15 protein-coding genes are annotated in these 16,511 nt (G+C 62.1%); 11 read left to right on the forward strand and 4 right to left on the reverse strand.

The window, feature by feature from the left end; translation table 11 throughout:
- Positions 1-27: 27 nt before the first annotated feature.
- The 4 genes from AB4Y44_RS16410 (at position 28) to AB4Y44_RS16425 (ending at position 4,850) form a co-directional block, all read left to right on the forward strand.
- Positions 28-1,170 carry a porin gene (locus AB4Y44_RS16410; protein ID WP_368700202.1) on the forward strand — a complete coding sequence of 381 codons (1,143 nt, stop codon included), beginning with the start codon at positions 28-30 and terminating at the stop codon, positions 1,168-1,170.
- Positions 1,171-1,307: 137 nt separating this feature from the next.
- Complete coding sequence (locus AB4Y44_RS16415) at positions 1,308-2,702, forward strand: spinster family MFS transporter (RefSeq protein WP_368700203.1); 1,395 nt, start codon at positions 1,308-1,310, stop codon at positions 2,700-2,702.
- Positions 2,703-2,741: 39 nt separating this feature from the next.
- Positions 2,742-4,031, forward strand: a complete 1,290-nt coding sequence (locus tag AB4Y44_RS16420; protein WP_368700204.1) for a Rieske 2Fe-2S domain-containing protein — start codon at positions 2,742-2,744, stop codon at positions 4,029-4,031.
- 39 nt (positions 4,032-4,070) lie between these two features.
- A complete protein-coding gene (locus tag AB4Y44_RS16425) occupies positions 4,071-4,850 on the forward strand; it encodes a helix-turn-helix domain-containing protein (protein ID WP_368700205.1) in 780 nt (259 codons plus the stop codon).
- Between the two features lie 85 nt (positions 4,851-4,935).
- Here the strand turns inward: AB4Y44_RS16425 and AB4Y44_RS16430 are convergent, their stop codons facing one another.
- Entirely contained in the window at positions 4,936-5,493 is a 558-nt protein-coding gene (locus tag AB4Y44_RS16430) for a carboxymuconolactone decarboxylase family protein (protein ID WP_368700206.1), read from the reverse strand.
- A gap of 208 nt (positions 5,494-5,701) precedes the next feature.
- Between AB4Y44_RS16430 and AB4Y44_RS16435 the strand changes: the two genes are divergently transcribed.
- The 7 genes from AB4Y44_RS16435 to AB4Y44_RS16465 all read left to right on the forward strand — a co-directional run bounded on the left by AB4Y44_RS16435 (position 5,702) and on the right by AB4Y44_RS16465 (position 13,244).
- Positions 5,702-6,970, forward strand: coding sequence for a Rieske 2Fe-2S domain-containing protein (locus tag AB4Y44_RS16435; protein WP_368700207.1), 1,269 nt, complete (start codon positions 5,702-5,704; stop codon positions 6,968-6,970).
- 124 nt (positions 6,971-7,094) lie between these two features.
- Positions 7,095-7,928 (forward strand): hypothetical protein, encoded by an 834-nt coding sequence (locus tag AB4Y44_RS16440; RefSeq protein ID WP_368700208.1) that lies wholly within the window; start codon positions 7,095-7,097, stop codon positions 7,926-7,928.
- Between the two features lie 14 nt (positions 7,929-7,942).
- A complete protein-coding gene (locus AB4Y44_RS16445; protein WP_368700209.1) occupies positions 7,943-8,848 on the forward strand; it encodes a VOC family protein in 906 nt (301 codons plus the stop codon).
- Positions 8,845-9,618, forward strand: coding sequence for an HpcH/HpaI aldolase/citrate lyase family protein (locus AB4Y44_RS16450; protein ID WP_368700210.1), 774 nt, complete (start codon positions 8,845-8,847; stop codon positions 9,616-9,618). The genes AB4Y44_RS16445 and AB4Y44_RS16450 overlap by 4 nt, the downstream gene beginning before the upstream one ends.
- Positions 9,615-10,577 carry a fumarylacetoacetate hydrolase family protein gene (locus AB4Y44_RS16455; RefSeq protein ID WP_368700211.1) on the forward strand — a complete coding sequence of 321 codons (963 nt, stop codon included), beginning with the start codon at positions 9,615-9,617 and terminating at the stop codon, positions 10,575-10,577. Before AB4Y44_RS16450 ends, AB4Y44_RS16455 begins: the two co-directional genes overlap by 4 nt.
- A gap of 101 nt (positions 10,578-10,678) precedes the next feature.
- Positions 10,679-12,073 carry a spinster family MFS transporter gene (locus AB4Y44_RS16460; RefSeq protein ID WP_368700212.1) on the forward strand — a complete coding sequence of 465 codons (1,395 nt, stop codon included), beginning with the start codon at positions 10,679-10,681 and terminating at the stop codon, positions 12,071-12,073.
- 424 nt (positions 12,074-12,497) lie between these two features.
- A complete protein-coding gene (locus tag AB4Y44_RS16465; protein WP_368700213.1) occupies positions 12,498-13,244 on the forward strand; it encodes a GntR family transcriptional regulator in 747 nt (248 codons plus the stop codon).
- Between the two features lie 75 nt (positions 13,245-13,319).
- On the opposite strand, the gene AB4Y44_RS16470 is transcribed toward AB4Y44_RS16465, so the two are convergent.
- From AB4Y44_RS16470 to AB4Y44_RS16480, 3 genes are read right to left on the reverse strand one after another with little or no spacing between them, the layout of a single operon-like run.
- The gene (locus tag AB4Y44_RS16470) at positions 13,320-14,654 is read right to left on the reverse strand and encodes a 3-hydroxyacyl-CoA dehydrogenase NAD-binding domain-containing protein (protein WP_342920109.1); all 1,335 of its coding nucleotides are present in this window, start codon (positions 14,652-14,654) and stop codon (positions 13,320-13,322) included.
- A gap of 13 nt (positions 14,655-14,667) precedes the next feature.
- Positions 14,668-15,471 carry a crotonase/enoyl-CoA hydratase family protein gene (locus AB4Y44_RS16475; RefSeq protein WP_368700214.1) on the reverse strand — a complete coding sequence of 268 codons (804 nt, stop codon included), beginning with the start codon at positions 15,469-15,471 and terminating at the stop codon, positions 14,668-14,670.
- Positions 15,472-15,502: 31 nt separating this feature from the next.
- On the reverse strand, positions 15,503-16,492 hold the full coding sequence (locus tag AB4Y44_RS16480; protein ID WP_368700215.1) for a 2Fe-2S iron-sulfur cluster-binding protein: 990 nt from the start codon (positions 16,490-16,492) through the stop codon (positions 15,503-15,505).
- Between the last annotated feature and the right edge of the window lie 19 nt (positions 16,493-16,511).

Consider the following 16,511-nt stretch of genomic DNA (forward strand, 5'->3'; position numbering starts at 1 on the left):
AACGCCTGTACACACGGAGATCGTCAAGTGAAGAAGAAGGTATTGGCGGGCGCGATAGCGGCCGCAATCGCGGGAGGCGCGCACGCGCAAAGCAGTGTGACGCTGTACGGGATCGTCAGCGATGGCCTCACCTATGTGAACAACGCGGGCGGCCACTCGCTAGTCAAGCTCGATGACGGCATCAACCAGGCATCGCGCTGGGGCCTGCGCGGCGTCGAGGATCTCGGCGGCGGCCTGAAGACGATCTTCACCCTGGAGAACGGCTTTTCGCTGAACACGGGCACCGCGAGCCACGGCGGCGCGCTCTTCGGGCGCCGCGCTTTCGTGGGGCTGCAGAGCACGACGTTCGGTACGCTGATCGCCGGCTACGATTACGATTTCATCTACGACTACGTCTCTTACTACACCAACGTCTCCCAGTTCGCTCCGTCCTACGCGTTCCACGGGGCGTACGACATCGATCGTCTCGCGGGCGAGCCGGTGAGCAACATGGTGCGCTACGAAACGCCGACCTGGCACGGCGTCACGGCGGGCGTGATGTACGGCTTCAGCAACATTCCAGGCGCCTTCGCGGGCACGCCGACGGGCAACCCGCGCGTGATCAGCGCGGGCGTGAAGTTCAGCCCGACCGGCACGTTCAACGCGCCTTACTCGGGGTCGCTCACGTACACGAAGACGCAGGGCGGCAACGCGGCGCGCGGCGTGGGCACGATGGCGCAGGTCGCGCTCAATGCGCAATCGATCTATACGATCGCGGCGGGCGGCATGTATAGCCTGACCGATGCGTGGTCGATCAACGGCGTATACACCTACACCAATGCTTCGCAAAGCCCGCGCGGCGTAGTGACCGTGAGCGCCTACGAACTGGGGACGAGCTACCGGTTCGGACCGGCGCTGACGCTGGGCGGCGGCTTCACGTACGTGGACCAGCACAAGCTCGGCAAGTACGACCTCTACACGGCGGGCGTGGACTATCGGCTCTCGAAGCGCACCGACGTCTATGTGTTCGGTGTCTTGCAGCACGCCTTCGCGGGCCAGAAGTTCGCGGACAACTTCCTTGTCTCGACCCCGTACTCGGTGCCGGGCCCGGGCGGCTCGCTGTTCGGCAACAACGCTTCGACCACGGCCAACCAGCTGGCTGTGCAGGTCGGTATCCGCCACCTCTTCTAACGTTTTCGCGGCGCGCCGGTGAAGGGAATGAGAGCCTGGAATCCGGCGCATTTTTTTAGGTATCCTATCTGGCAAATGAGGTAGCTCAGGCTGGCTTGTTTGTATGCCCGCCATTGACGCCTGGAGGCGACGCGTTCATGGAAAACGTCGGAAAAGCACTGCCCGCTGTTGGGGTCAAGAGCGGATCGAGGTATCGTGCATGGCTCTTGTTGATGTTGAGCCTTATCTACGCATCGAGTTTCATCGATCGCATTTTCATCGCTGTGGTAGGGCAGTCGATCAAGGTCGACATGAACCTGAGTGACCTGCAGATTGGAGTCCTGGGCGGCCTCGCTTTCTCGCTGTTCTACGCGACGCTGGGCATCCCGATGGCCCGGCTCGCCGACCGGATGAGCCGGGTTACGCTGATATCCCTGTCGATTGCGGCATGGTCGGTGATGACCGTGCTGTGCGGCATGGCGGGCAATTTCGCGCAGTTGCTGCTGTACCGGCTTGGTGTCGGTATCGGTGAAGCTGGTAGCACGCCCACGGCGCATTCGCTGATCTCGGACGAGTTCCCCGAGGGACGCCGCGCCACCGCCATGGCAATCTATGCCCTCGGTCCTCCCCTTGGCGCGATCGGCGGCGCGATCGGCGGCGGCATGATTGCACAGCATTTCGGCTGGCGTCCGGCCTTCTGGGTCGTCGGCGTGCCGGGCCTGATCCTCGCCATCATTGCGTACCTCAGCCTGCGCGAACCCGAACGCGGTGCCATGGACCGAATTTCCACCGTCGATGCGCAGCGCAATGCCTCGTTGGGCACCATCGCTGCGATCCTCTTGCGTAGCCCGTTGTTCGTGCAACTGCTGCTGGGAACGGTAATCGGTGCGTTTGCCCAGTATGGCATCAACCTGTTCATTCCGGCGTATCTGACGCGTGAATTCGGCCTGAATGCAGCGCAGGCCGGCATGACGTTTGGTCTCACAATTGGCGTTGGGGGCGCGATCGGCACGACCCTCGGCGGATGGATTGCCGACAGGGCCGGAGCCAGCGACAAGCGCTGGTACGCCTGGGTGCCGGCCTGGGGCACGCTGCTTGGGCTCGTCCCAGTCTCCCTCGCGTTCATGCAGTCCGACTGGCATATCGCGGCGGGGCTGCTGTTTCTCGCCACGATCCTGCTGAGTTCCTGGAACGGCCCGACATTCGCTGCGATCCACGGTCTCGTCGCGCCGCGCATGCGCGCCACGACATCGGCGTTCGTGTTTCTGATGATGAACTTCATCGGTCAGGGCGGAGGTCCGACTTTCATTGGATTCCTTAGCGATCGCATTGCCACACATCTCTTCACGGACGGTGATTATTCGAAGGTTTGCCGGATCCCGCATGGCGCTCATGGTGCGTTCGGGGCGGTGGCGAACTCGCCGCTCGCGCATGCCTGTGCGGATGCCTCGTCGAGAGGTCTGCGCTACGCGATGCTCGCTATGAGCTTGCTCCTCTTATGGGCGGCGTTCCACTACTTTCGCGCCGTGCGCCACGTCGACAAATCGCGTTGATCCAGACGTCGTCCATTCACCAATACGAGCGAAATCATCATGCTTACCGAAGAACAGAATCGACAGCTCACTCAGGTTGGGCCAGGCACGCCGATGGGCGAGTTGATGCGCCGGCACTGGCACCCGATCGCCGGCATTGACGAACTCGAGCGCGAGACGATCAAGCCCGTGCGCCTGCTTGGCGAGGATCTCGTGCTCTACAGGGACCTGGGCGGACACTACGGCCTGATGGAGCGCTACTGCGCGCATCGCGGTGCGGACCTGGCGTACGGCTTTGTCGAGGAACGCGGTCTGCGCTGTAACTATCACGGCTGGCAATACGATCATGGTGGCCGGTGTGTCGCGCAGCCTTACCAGGATCTGGTGGCGCCGCAGGGCACCATGCGTGAGCGGATCAGGCTGAAGGCCTATGACGTCCGCGCGTGCGCCGGCTTGCTGTGGGCCTATCTCGGTCCTCAACCGGCGCCGCAGCTTCCGGATTGGGAACCGTTCCACTGGCGCAATGGCTTCGTGCAGGTGGCATTCGCGAACGTGCCCTGCAACTGGCTGCAGACCCAGGAAAATTCCATCGATCCGCTGCATTTCGAGTGGATGCACGCCAACTGGGGACGTCGCCTGCGCGGTGAGCGCGACTATGCGCCGGCGCATCTCAAGGTGGCGTTCGAGGAATTCGAGCACGGCTTCATCTACCGCCGTGTGACCGAGGATACCGACGAATCTCATCCGCTCTGGACGGCTGGTCGTGTCTGTCTCTGGCCCAACGGATTCTTCCTCGGGGATCACTTCGAGTGGCGGGTGCCCATCGACGACGAAAATACGCTCAATGTGACCTGGTCGTATATACGCGTGCCCCGCGAATCCGAGCCCTATGTCCAGGAGAGCATCCCGACCTGGCACGCGCCGGTCACGGATCCTCGGACCGGCCAATGGATTAGTTCGCACGTGATCAACCAGGACATCATCGCCTGGTGCGGACAGGGGCGCATCGCAGACCGTACCCGTGAAAACCTGGCCGCCAGCGACGCGGGCATCTTGATGATTCGCCGACAGTACTTCCGGGACATGGAAGCCGTAGCGCAGGGGCGTGATCCGAAGGGCGTGCTGCGGGAGCCTGCCGGCGCGCAGGGCATTGCGTTGCCCTGCGGTGACTGGCGGGATTTCTTCGCGAACAGCCTGCCTCGCAGCGAGTATGAGCGTCATCCCAAGTGGAGCAAGCTACTGCATCACTTCCTGTTCCATCCGGGGCAGCCCCAGGCAGTCCGCCGCGCGTGCGAAGCGGCCACTGGAGTGATGATGAAAGATGTCGAGAGCGCAGCCGTGGCGGTATGACGTTGTTCGATGGGCTCGACGGAGGCGCCTACGTAATCTATGGAAGATACCCACATTCGCGCCGTAGCACGTGCGTTTAGCGTGCTTCGATTGATGAATACGGCACAACGTTGGACGCTGCATGAATTGCACCAAAAAATGGCGCTGCCCAAAACCACTCTATTCCGGATTCTGTCGACTCTCCAGGCAGAGGGGTATGTTCAAGTCGATGTTGCCAGGGGGCAATATGCGTTGACCAGGAAGGTCCGAGAGTTAAGCGATGGTTATACAGAGAAGGCTGAGATTATCGCTGTCGCTGCGCCTATCGCGATCAGAGTCACCCGGGAAATAAAATGGCCGCTCGCAATTGGCGTCAGGGAGCACGATGGACTTGTCGTCGGATTCAGCACAATGCCTTACAGTCCGGTCGCCGTACATACGACGACCGTTGGACACCGGTTGAGCCTGGACAATTCGGCAATGGGTTTGGCGTACCTTGCCTGGTGCAGTCCGCAGGAGCGGAGCATTGTGATGGATCTAGTGCACGCCAGCGCGACCAATCCAGACGTAGCGCGAGCGTTACTCGAATCGAAAATCGCCAAAGTGGTCGCTCAGGGATGGGCAGTGCGCCAACCGAGCATGGCAAGCGATTCTGCGACGCTGGCCGTACCCATCTGTCTGGGCAACGCGGCAATAGCCGCCGTAGGCATAACCACCTACGGCAAACTGATGACGCGCAGCACGATCGAACGCTTGCTTCCCAGCCTTCTTGAAACGGCCGACGAGATTTCCGCAAGCTTCTATCACCGCGATGGCGACGCTATTTCCAGGGCGAAATGAAGACGCTTCGTTGTGACTGGGAAATTTTCGGAATATGGCTATCGCGCACCATCCATCCCGGGTCGGCCGCACCAGCGCATCTTGTTCAGGAAATATCCGGGATTGGCACTCGGTAAAAATCTAGCGAAAACGCGACCATCGTGTAGAGCCCGATAAGACCAACGAGATCGGAAACGCCACCGTGCCCGAGCACGCGTATAGCCCGTTGGTATAGCGCGTAATCCACGTTCCGTTTCTCCAACAGCCCGATCGCAAGTTCATAGGCAGTCTGCTCGATTTCGTCATCGAAATACGTGTATTTGCGCGCCCGCAAATTCTCCAATTGTTCGCGCGTCAGCCCCAAGTTGCTTCCCAACCGTTCGTGCCAGAACTGCTCGAACGCCGAACTCCAGTAGGCCGCAACCACGAGGATGGTTATTTCCTTGACGCGTCGTGTCATGGGTGCCAGATGCCCGACATATTCGGCAAACTGGTTGGCAACTTCAGCGAATTGGGGGTTGTGCAACCAGATTTCCATGTTGACGGGTAAGTCCTTACGTGGGCCTGAGCGTATGCGGCTCACCAGATCCGCCTGGGCCTGCGTCATGTCAGTGGGGGCCAGCCGGTAGGGCCGGCCGGGTGTTTCACCGATTTGGATCGACATTAGTTGCCTCACGAATGAACGAGTGAATCCGCAGTGTGAATGTGCCGGGACGCGCGGGGCAAGTGCTTTGCGCCAGGATTCTGTAGAGCGGAATGAGGGCGGAAGGGACTGAATTCCACGTGCCGGAAAGCGGACTCGTGCCAATTGATGTTCCCGTCCGCCTCCCGAAAAATACGCAAAGCCGGACTAAAACGGAGGAGAGAGGAAAATGGCCATTTCAAGGGAAGACAACGAACTCCTGACGCGTACCGATCATGGTGCGCCGCTCGGCGAGATGCTGCGCCAGCATTACTGGATCCCGGTCGTCCCATCGGCGGCACTGGAACCGGGCGGTGCACCGATACTGACCAGGCTGACGGGAATTGAGTACGTCGTCTATCGCGCCGGCAATGGCAAAATCGGCATTGTCGACAAGATGTGCCCCCATCGCGGCGCATCCATGGCACTGGCGATGAACGAGCACGATGGGCTGCGATGCATTTTTCATGGTTGGAAGTTTAGCGTCGATGACGATAGCCGACTGATCGAAGCGCCAAATCATGGTGGCAACGAAGAGCAATTTTGCAAATCGATCAGGTCGCCGCGCTACCGGGCGCATGAAGCAGGCGGCATAGTCTGGGCCTGGTTCGGGCAGGGTGAGCCGCCGGTCTTCCCAGATCTCCCCTTTACCTATCTGCCCGAGGCGCATCGCTTCGTGACATCCACGCTGGTGCAGTGCAACTGGCTGCAAGGAGTGGAAGCCACCATGGATACCACTCATGCCGGCGCACTGCATCAGAGTTTCACGGCCCTCGTGAGCGGAAACAATGAACGGGCCAATCTCAGCAAGAGTTCAAAGCCAAAATTCGAATTTGAAGACACGCCCTACGGCTTTCGCTACGCTGCAGTGCGAACGCTGCCTGGCGGCAACCAGTACGCCCGCGTCAACAACTTCGTGATGCCGTGGTACGGAATCATCACCGCGCCAGAGCCGGATGGTCCGTCGACAGTGTTTTTTTCGGTTCCGGTGGACGACAACACCCATCGTGCGTGGTTCGTGCATTTCAATCTCCATGCACCGCTCGGTGTCACGCAGTTCACGATTTCTCCCGATGTCATGAACTTCCCGCCGCTGCCGCCTGGTGATGAAAGGAGCAACTGGGGCCAAAACCGCAGCCTCATGAAACGCGGCTATTTCTCGGGTTTCCCTCAGCATTTCGCCACCGAAGACTTTGCGATCTTCCTGAGTCAGGGGCCGCAACTGGATCGGAGCAAGGAAAACCTGTGTTCGTCCGATATGGCCGTGATACGAGTGCGCCAACTCATCCTCAAGTCGGTCAGGGAATTCATGGCGGGGGAGGCGCCTACGATGGCGCGGGGGGCAACACTGCAATACAAAAACATCGTCTCTTTCGGCGGTCTGTTCTCAGCGGACAAGAGCTGGCAGTCGCTACTGGAACACCGCGATCTATCAGGTATTCTCGCAACGCAAAAATGAGTGAATTCTGCGTGTCGCCAGCCAATCCGACGCGCGTCATCCACACGTTTTCGTCGGCCGCCGCAGCGAAGGCGGGGGGCGGCGTTGAACGTCCCTTTCGGTCAACCTGATTTCAATTGTGTCCATGAACAAGCAAATTCCAAGTGCCAGTATTTGTACTCCTTATGACACCCCAGCCTGCGTCACGAGTCCGGATGGTAGCGCGACCTGGCTGTCACGGGGACGCACGTTCGTAGTTGCCATATCGCGCGCCATGGCGCACTCGAGTCTGGAGCGCAGCGACAACCCGGATGAATACATGTTGCTTGTCCCCAATGGAATCCGGGCTATCGTCCAGGCCGGTGCAGATCATGTGGCGATCGATGGTGAAGGGGATTCGCTGGTCATCGTACCGCCGGGAAGCAGCGGTGTAACGCTGCAGGATGACGGCTATGTCACGCGCATCTTCTCGCATCGAGCGGTGGATTTGATGGCAGCCGCGAGCAATGCGGCGGACCATCCTGCGCAGGAGGCCGACGAAGCGCCGGCTGCGCCGCCTGGTGGCTTCCGGTTGCGCCACTACCGGCTGGATGAACATAAGAAATCGGACAGCCCGGCGCGTCCGTTCCGCTCGACGAACATGCTGATCAATGCCTTTGTGCCTCGCGATTTTCGGCGTGACACGCGCAAGATGACGCCACATGCGCATGGTGACTTCGACCAGGCATCATTGGCGCTGCAGGGGAATTTTGTTCATCACCTGCGCTATCCCTGGACATCCGATATGTCGACATGGCGTGACGATGGTCACCATGGGGTGGGCAGCCCGTCACTGATCGTCATTCCGGCGCAGGCAGTGCATACAACCCAGGACGTCGGTGAGGGGTGGGCGCAGTTGATCGATATTTTCTCGCCGCCGCGCGCCGATTTTGTCGAGAAGCCTGGCTGGGTGTGCAACGAGGCCGACTACCCGATCTGAACAGGCGACAGGTAATGGAAATTCAACGCGATAACGAAATTCTCCAGCTCGGTTATGTCCGGCTCGGTGTAAACGACCTCGATTGGTGGCAGCGGTTTGCCAATCTCGTCGGTTTCGACACAGTTGTCGATGCTCCCCCCGGTGAGTTGCAACTGCGCACGGATGCGGAGCGCGAGTATCGATTCGCGCTGGTCGCAACGGGCGAACCCGGGGTCCAGGTTATTGGGTGGGAGGTGGCTACCGCATCTGACATGGAGGCGGTCAGAAAGCGTCTCGTAGCTCATAACACGCCCCTGATAGAGGTGTCTCGCGACGAGAAGGACGCACGCAAGGTCGAAGATATGTTCGCCGTACGCGATCCCGACGGCGTGCGCAACGAAGTTTATTGGGGGCCCAGTTCTGCGTTGCGCAAGCGGTTCCATTCGCCGGTGGGCACGCGCTTTGAGTCTGGGCCCTGCGGCAATGGCCATGTGACCATGAACGTGTCCGACGCATCGGACACACTGAAGTTTTACCTGGGTGCCATGGGGCTTCGGCTGAGCGACGCCGCCTGGATGGACGGGCACTCGCGCGTATATTTTCTCCGATGCAATCCGCGTCACCACAGTTTTGCCTTTGCCGAGATGCCGCGACATCCCGTTGGCACGGTGCATGTGATGGCCGATCTCGCAGGACTCGATCATCTCGGTGTTGTGCGCGACCGTCTGCTCAACGCGGGCGTTGCGCTGAACCGGGATCTCGGTTCGCATCCCCTGGATGGCGTGGTGTCGATCTACGTTGCGACGCCGGAGGGCTTCGATTTCGAACTCGCCTGCGGCACGCGCTTCATCAATGAATCGACTTGGGAAACCGACAAGTTCAAGCGCGATGGCCTGGCCTGGGGCCATCGCAAGCCCACCCCGACGAAGGATCGCTCATGAGTCGAGAAAGTTTTGTGCGTCGTTTGCAGCGTGCCGGGCGCTGTCTGTTCGGCACGTGGGTCAAGTTGCCGACCCTGGAGACACTGGAACTGCTGGCGGTTGCCGGCTTCGACTTTGTCGCCATCGATTCCGAGCATGCCCCGCTGAGTCTTGAATCCGTCTACCGGCTGATCGCCCACGCGCAGGGGCTAGGCATGTCGGCCCTGGTGCGCATTTCAGACCAGGATTCCAATGATTATCAGCGGCTTCTCGACAGCGGTGCGGATGGCATATTGGTTCCGCGGGTGCGCACTCCCGCGGAGGCTCGGACTGCGATGAGTCGCATGATATTCAATCCGGCAGGCCAGCGCGGCCTTGGCGTTACGTCGCGTGCAGGCCGCTGGGGCATGATGCCGCTGAGCGAGTATTTGCGCATCGGCGGTGAGGAGCTGCTGCGCTGTGCGCAACTCGAAGACCGGCAGGTGCTCGAGGATGTCGAAGTCGTGCTGGATGTGCCTGGTCTCAATGCCGTTTTCCTGGGCATGGGAGATCTTCAGTTGTCCACGGGGCTGCCGGCCAGCGATCCGCAATTGCAGTCGCTGGTCGACCGATTGCTGGCCGCATGTGCGCCGCGCAACCTGCCCTGTGGCGCGGCGGCCCAAGACGCCACAACTGCGCTCAAGGCGGCTGAACGCGGCTTCAGGTTCGTGATGGTCAGCAACGATGCGTTGATGTTCGGCAAAGCCGCCGCGGCGCTCGGTCAGCAGCTCAACGGAGCCGCTCCTGTATGAAACTGGTGACTTTCGACGGCGAGGCGGGGCGCCGCATTGGTGTAGTGAGCCTCGATGGCGGCCACGTCATTGATCTTGATAAAGCCTATGCTTTCTTGCATGGCACGTCGTACGCCGGGTTTGCCGACATGCTGGCGCTGATGCACGCGGGTGAGCGTGGTCTCGACCACGCGCGCAGGATGCTCGAGCACCCGGTGGACGAAGCGATTCATCCCGCTTCTGCGGTTCGTTTGCAGGCGCCCGTACCGGTGCCCACGCAATTGCGGGATTTCTCCGTTTTTGAAAAACATCTGCTGCAATGCGGGGAGGCGATATCCCGGCTCGGTCTGAGCGGCAATGGCGGCGGCCCCAAAGCCGGCCCTCTGCCTAGGGTATGGTACGAACAGCCCTTGTATTACAAGGGCAATCGCTTCTCGGTGATCGGTACGGATACTGACGTTCAGTGGCCTGCTTATTCGAGGCTGATAGATTACGAACTCGAATTCGGGGTGTTTATCGGCACCGCGGGTCGCGACATCCCTCGCAGTGGCGCGTCTCGACATGTTTTTGGCTACTGCATTTACAACGACTTCAGCGCCCGCGATGCCCAGTTCCTGGAGATGCCGGGTCTGCTCGGGCCGGCAAAAGGCAAAGATTTCGATACGGGCAATGCCATGGGGCCATGGATTGTCACGCCCGATGAACTCACGGATCCGTATTCGTTGACGATGGTGGTGCGTGTCAATGGCGAAGAGCAGGGGCGTGGATATTCCGGCGAGATGCAACACCGCTTTGACGCAATGATCGCGCATGTGTCGGCATCGGAAACATTGCATGTTGGCGAATTCCTGGGCAGCGGCACGGTAGGCAATGGCTGCGGTTTGGAGTTCGGCCGATTTCTGCAGGAGGACGACGTCGTCGAACTCGAAGTGCAGGGACTTGGTGTGTTGCGCAATCGGGTGACGAGGAGAACGTGCTGATGCTGTAGGACAGCACCTTTCTACTGTGCCAGCGGCCGGAAAACCCAATTTTCAGAACTTGGGATAACTACATAAATCGGAAGATTATTGGAGACGATGCAATGAACGAGATAGCAGCAAGTCGCACCGGATCGGGGGTAGGAGGCAATTTGTATCGCGGTTGGTTCCTGCTGCTTCTCACGCTAATTTATGCATCGAATTTCGTGGATCGGATCATCATCGCAGTGGTCGGGCAGGCAATGAAAATCGATCTGGGTCTGACTGACCTGCAGCTTGGCCTGCTCGGGGGGCTGGCATTCTCACTTTTCTATGCCGTGCTCGGGTTGCCGATTGCGCGGCTGGCCGATCGATTCAATCGTGTCACCTTGATTGCCGTTTGCGTTGCGATATGGTCGGCCATGACAGCGCTGTGCGGTACGGCCGGCGCGTATGGGCAGTTGCTGCTCTACCGCCTCGGCGTGGGGATCGGCGAGGGGGGCAGTTTGCCGACCGCGCACTCGCTGATTTCTGATCAGTTCGGGCCGCGTCGTCGGGCCATTGCGATGGCGATCTTCGGCCTTGGCGCGCCACTCGGGGTGCTGGCCGGCGCGCTCGGCGGCGGCTGGATGGTGGAGCACATGGGCTGGCGGCCGGTGTTCGTCGTTGTGGGTTTGCCCGGGTTGGTGTTCGGCCTGCTGGCCTGGATCACGCTTCGCGAACCGAAGCGTGGCGCGGCGGAGGACGATGGCGAACTAACGGGGGCTCAGGTGCCCCCGTTGCGCCGGGTGGTTTCCGTACTGATGAATAGCCGGCCTTTCGTACACATGCTGCTCGGCACGGTGATCGGCGGGTTCGCGCAATTTGGCATCAACATGTTTATTCCGATTTATCTGGTGCGCGTTTTTGGCATGAGCTTTGCCCAAGCCGGTCTGGCTTTCGGCCTCGTGATCGGTATCGGCGGCATCCTCGGTAATTTGCTCGGCGGCATATCGGCAGATTTGGCGGGTGCGACGGACCGGCGCTGGTATGCCTGGGTGCCGGCCCTTGGTACGGCGACCGGCTTTGTACTGATCGTCGCTGCGTTCACGATGAACGCGTGGCCGGCTGCCGTCGCACTGCTCTTCGTGGCCACGATCGCGCTCAGCACGTGGACGGGACCGACGTTCGCGATTGCACATAGCGTGGTCGAGCCGCGCATGCGTGCCACTGCCTCGGCGTTCGTGTTCCTCCTTATGAATCTGGTTGGACAGGGGCTGGGACCGACCGCGATTGGCTTTCTGAGCGACCGTTTTGCCGGTCGCCTGTTTGCGCAAGGTAACTACCATTTGATGTGTGCAGCGCACGATACGCATGGCGCACATGGTGCGGCCGAGATCCTGCAGGGGTCGCTCGGAGCGGTTTGCCGCAGTGCGTCGGCTTATGGCGTCCGCTACGCGATGCTTGCTGTGAGCCTCGTGCTGGCATGGTCGGCTGCGCACTATTTCCTTGCCTCGCGTCACATGTCTCGCAACAAGTGATGCCCAATCGGGGGGGCGTGCATTCCGTCAGCGCCAGAGCGAGCATGCACTTCTACCCAGGCCACTGAGCCAGGGTGATGCGACGGTGCACAGTCGAACGACCCCTCGAATTCCGCACATTGTTTTAGGGTCGCTGATTGAATGCCGACACAGGAAGCCCGCCAGGAGCGGGCTTTTTGGCGTCTTGCGTCGCTTGTGCTGGCCCACACCGAACTCGAGATGCGGTTCGACGACATTGGCCGCCTGTCCCCGATTGCCGCGTGCGAAGCGCGGGACCCGATGAGCGCCTTCAGCGCAGGCGCCGCATTGGGGTAACACACAGTTGGGCGTTTGGTATACCTGCGAGGTATGATACGGATTTTGAACGCCGCTGGCCGTACCGAGCCGCCAGCGCGGCCCTTCGAACCCAACAGTCAGCCATTCAATGAGTCAGCCACCCAAACTGAGCCGTTCGGCCGAAATCAAGGCGCTCCTGGAATCGGAAATCGAGCGAGGCGAACTCGTGCCCGGCGCAGCGCTCGACGAGCGCGCGCTCGCGGCGCGCTTCAACGTCTCGCGAACGCCCATCCGCGAGGCGCTCCAGCAGCTCGCCGCGCAGCAGTACGTGCAGATCGTGCCGCGCCAGGGCGTGTTCGTGACCAAGATGACGGTCCCGCAGCTGCGCGACATGCTCGAACTCCTGCACGAGCTGGAAGCCGTTTCGGCGCGCCTTGCCGCTCGCCGCATGAACGACGCGCAGCGCGTCGAGCTGCAGCGCACGATCGACGAAGGCGTGGAAGCGCTGAACCAGAGCGATGCCCGCCGTTTCGCGCGCAGCAACGCCGAATTCCACGAAGTGATCTGCCAGGCATGCCACAACGATTACCTGGCCGAGCAGATCCGCGCGATCCGGCGCCTGATCTCGCGCTACCGTCCGAAGCTCTTTCTTGCGCCGAGCCGGCGCGAGAAGGTGATCGCCGATCACCAGCGCCTCGCGCAGGCGCTGCTCTCGGGCGACGAGGCAACCGCCGAGGAAGTCATGGCCCAGCATTCGCCGGGCGGCGACGCGGGCTTTTCGGAATTCCTCGCCACACTGCCCGCGGAGTTTTTCAACGACGCGCCGATGGTTCATTCGCGCGAGGCGGCCGCGGTGGAGACGGATCCGCTCAACGGCGAGCACGACGAAGAATGATCGAGCGAGGCGGGTGGTCCGCCTCGCTCGATGCAGAGAAACGCGCCCTCCAAACGGGCGCGGTAGGGGACGTGATCAAAGATCTGCGAAGCGGCCGTTCCGGGCCGCGAGCTTTTCGAGCAGCGCCGCCGGCTTCCACCAGTAGCCATACGCTTCGTAAAGTCGCTTGACGTCCTCGTAGACGTTCGCGAGGCCGATCTGGTCCGCGTAGTACATGGGGCCGCCGCGATGCGCGGGAAACCCGTAGCCCGTCACGTACACCACGTCGATGTCGCTGGCGCGCAGGGCAACGCCCTGTTCCAGCAGTTTCGCGCCTTCGTTGATCATGCCGTACACGCAGCGCTTGACGATCTCTTCGGCGGAAATCGGACGGCGCGCGATGCCTAGGCGTGCCGACTCTTCCACGATGAAGCGTTCGAGTTCCTCGTCGCGCTGCGGTTCGCGGCTGCCCGGCTCATAGCGATACCAGCCCTTGCCGCTCTTCTGGCCGAGGCGCCCCATCTCCACGAGCTTCATGATGAGATCGTTCCAGCGGCGGTCGGTGGGGCGCGTCGCCATCTGCGCCTTGCGCGTCTGGTAGCCCACATCGTTGCCGGCCATGTCGTGCACCGCGAAAATGCCCATCGCGTAGCCGAAGTCCTTGAGCGCCGCATCGACCTCGTGCGGCAGCGCGCCGTCTTCGACAAGAAAGTGCGCTTCGCGGTTGTAATTGCGAAAGAGCGCATTGCCGATGAAGCCCGGATAAATGCGCGCGAGCACCGATACCTTGCCCATGCGGCGGCCGAGATCCATGAGCGTGGCGATCACGTCGTCGGCGGTTTGCGCGGCGCGCACGACTTCGAGCAGGCGCATGACGTGGGCGGGGCTGAAGAAGTGCGCGCCGACCACATCTGCGGGGCGCCTGGTCACGGCGGCGATTTCGTCGATGTCGAGACCCGACGTGTTGGTGGCGAGCACGGCGCCCGGTTTTGCGTGGACGTCCAGCTCGCGGAAGATGCCTTGCTTGAGCGCGAGGTCTTCGAACACCGCTTCGATCACGATGTCGGCGTCTTTCACGTCGGCAATCGCGAGGGAGCCCGTGATGCGCGCGAGGCGCTCGTCGCGCAAGGCGGCGTCGAGCTTGCCGCGCTTCACGCTGCTCTCGTAGTTGTCGCGGATGCGGGCGAGGCCGCGCGCGAGGCCATCCGCGGTCGCGTCGATGAGCGTGACGGGAATGCCCGCGGCGGCCAGCGCCATGGCAATGCCGCCGCCCATGGTGCCCGCGCCGATCACGGCGGCCTGTGCGATGGGGCGCGGCATGGCATTGCCGACGGGAATCTGCGCGGCCGCTTTCTCGGCCGCCTTCACATGCGCGAGCGCCGCTTCACGCGCCGCTGCCTCCTGCGGATCCAGTTCGTTCGCTGCATTCATGGTTTCGTGCACCTCATGCGTTGGTCTTGTGAGCGTCAGGACGTTCGAGCGGCTTCGCCTTGCCATCCACGAATTCCTGGAGGCGCTTTGCGGTCTCCGGCGAGCGCGCCATGTTCGAGCTCATGTATTCTAGGAAGAGGCCGTCCTCGTGCGAGAGGTCGTTCACGCGCGGCAGCAGGTTGGTGATGCGCCAGTTCGTGTCGGGTGCGTTTTGCGCGATCTTCGCGGCGAGTTCCTTCGCCTTGGCGAGCGCTTCGCCCGCGGGAGTGACATAGGTGACGATGTGCTCGCGCAAGCCCTCTTCGGCCGAGAGCAGGCGGCCCGTGAGCATCAGATCCGCCATGACGGTGTAGCCGATCACGCGCTGGATGCGCACCGTGCCCCCGCCGCCCACGAAAATGCCGCGCTGGCCTTCGGGCAGGCCGAAGAACGCGGTCGTGTCGCCCACGCGCACGTGTGCGGCGGTGGCGAGTTCGAGGCCGCCGCCCACCACGGCGCCGTGCAGGGCCGCGACGAATGGAATGGGCCCCCGCGCGATGATGTCGAACACTTCGTGCCACGAATGGCGCCGGCGCTTGCGCGGCGGCGCGCTCTGGCCGCTCGCGCGCGCGAGCGCTTCGCGCAGATCGAGGCCCGCGCTGAAGTTGCCGCCGTGCCCGAACAGCACGCCAACGTCGGCCTCTTCGCCCGCGCGCAGCACGGTGGCGCGCAACTGCGCGATCACGTCTTCGTTGATGGCGTTGCGCTTGTCGGGGCGATTCAGCCCGATCAGCGCGACCGGGCCATCGAGTTCATAGGTAACCAGCATTTCGCTCATTCTGGATTCCGCTTCAATTTCGTTAGAAGTATTAAAGGTCGAGCACGAGGCGCCCGCTCTTGCAGCGCGAAACGCAGACCTGCATGACCTTTCCGCCCGCCTTCTCCGCTCCGGAGAGGTAGGTGTCGCGGTGCTCGATCTCGCCGCTGCACACGTTGGTCGTGCACAGGCCGCAGTAGCCCGAGCGGCAGTCGTACATCACGTCCGTGCCGCTTTCGATGAGCGCGTCGAGCAGCGATTTGTCGGCGGGCACGGTGAGCCGCTTGCCTGACGACTTGAGTTCGACTTCGAAGGCGGTGTCGCCTTCCTGAGGCGCGGCCTCGGTGAACAGTTCGTAGTGCAGATCGCATTCGTGCCAGCCGCGCTTGCGCGCCGCCGCGAGCATGGCGTCGATCATGCCTGCCGGACCGCAAACATAGATCGGCTGGTTCACTTGCGCGCCGTCGAGCAATGCGTCGATCGAGAGGCGCGTGGCGGGATCGTCGTCGGCGTGCAGCGTGAGCTTGTCGCCCGCGAGCGCGCGCAGTTCATCCAGGAAGGGCAGCGCCTCGCGCGTGCGGCCGCTGAAATGGAGCGCGTAGTCGCGCTGCTGCGCGGCCAGCGCGCTCGCCATCGAGATGATCGGCGTAATGCCGATTCCGCCCGCGACGAGCAGCACGCGCGGTGGCGCGGCAAGTGGGAAGTGGTTGACGGGCGCGCGCACGCAGAGCGTCGCGCCGACCGCCAGCGCGTGCATGTGGCGCGAGCCGCCGCGGCCCTCGTCCTCGCGGCGAATGCCGAGCCGGTACACCCGCACGCCGTCGCGCGGATCGACGGCGGGGTCCACATGGATCAGCGAATACGAGCGCCACTGCGGCGCGCCGCCCGCCGTCGCGGACGGGATCTCGACCTGGAGGTGCGCGCCCGGCTCGAAGCCGGGCAGCAGCGCGCCGTCGTGGGCTTCGAGCGTGATCGACTTGATGAGCGAAGTCGGGGCATCGATCGCGGCGACGCGCAGCGTGAGAAGCAGAGGAGCAAGCATCGAAGTCATTCCGGCAACC

The sequence above is a fragment of the Paraburkholderia sp. BR10937 genome, assembly GCF_040965695.1.
GTDB lineage: Bacteria > Pseudomonadota > Gammaproteobacteria > Burkholderiales > Burkholderiaceae > Paraburkholderia.

Excerpts from the sequence above, each read along its gene's own strand:
- AB4Y44_RS16415 (WP_368700203.1), top strand. The coding sequence starts at position 1,308 with ATGGAAAACGTCGGAAAAGCACTGCCCGCTGTTGGGGTCAAGAGCGGA.
- AB4Y44_RS16420 (WP_368700204.1), top strand. The coding sequence starts at position 2,742 with ATGCTTACCGAAGAACAGAATCGACAGCTCACTCAGGTTGGGCCAGGC.
- AB4Y44_RS16425 (WP_368700205.1), top strand. The coding sequence starts at position 4,071 with ATGGAAGATACCCACATTCGCGCCGTAGCACGTGCGTTTAGCGTGCTT.
- AB4Y44_RS16430 (WP_368700206.1), bottom strand. The coding sequence starts at position 5,493 with ATGTCGATCCAAATCGGTGAAACACCCGGCCGGCCCTACCGGCTGGCC.
- AB4Y44_RS16435 (WP_368700207.1), top strand. The coding sequence starts at position 5,702 with ATGGCCATTTCAAGGGAAGACAACGAACTCCTGACGCGTACCGATCAT.
- AB4Y44_RS16440 (WP_368700208.1), top strand. The coding sequence starts at position 7,095 with ATGAACAAGCAAATTCCAAGTGCCAGTATTTGTACTCCTTATGACACC.
- AB4Y44_RS16445 (WP_368700209.1), top strand. The coding sequence starts at position 7,943 with ATGGAAATTCAACGCGATAACGAAATTCTCCAGCTCGGTTATGTCCGG.
- AB4Y44_RS16450 (WP_368700210.1), top strand. The coding sequence starts at position 8,845 with ATGAGTCGAGAAAGTTTTGTGCGTCGTTTGCAGCGTGCCGGGCGCTGT.
- AB4Y44_RS16455 (WP_368700211.1), top strand. The coding sequence starts at position 9,615 with ATGAAACTGGTGACTTTCGACGGCGAGGCGGGGCGCCGCATTGGTGTA.
- AB4Y44_RS16460 (WP_368700212.1), top strand. The coding sequence starts at position 10,679 with ATGAACGAGATAGCAGCAAGTCGCACCGGATCGGGGGTAGGAGGCAAT.
- AB4Y44_RS16465 (WP_368700213.1), top strand. The coding sequence starts at position 12,498 with ATGAGTCAGCCACCCAAACTGAGCCGTTCGGCCGAAATCAAGGCGCTC.
- AB4Y44_RS16470 (WP_342920109.1), bottom strand. The coding sequence starts at position 14,654 with ATGAATGCAGCGAACGAACTGGATCCGCAGGAGGCAGCGGCGCGTGAA.
- AB4Y44_RS16475 (WP_368700214.1), bottom strand. The coding sequence starts at position 15,471 with ATGAGCGAAATGCTGGTTACCTATGAACTCGATGGCCCGGTCGCGCTG.
- AB4Y44_RS16480 (WP_368700215.1), bottom strand. The coding sequence starts at position 16,492 with ATGCTTGCTCCTCTGCTTCTCACGCTGCGCGTCGCCGCGATCGATGCC.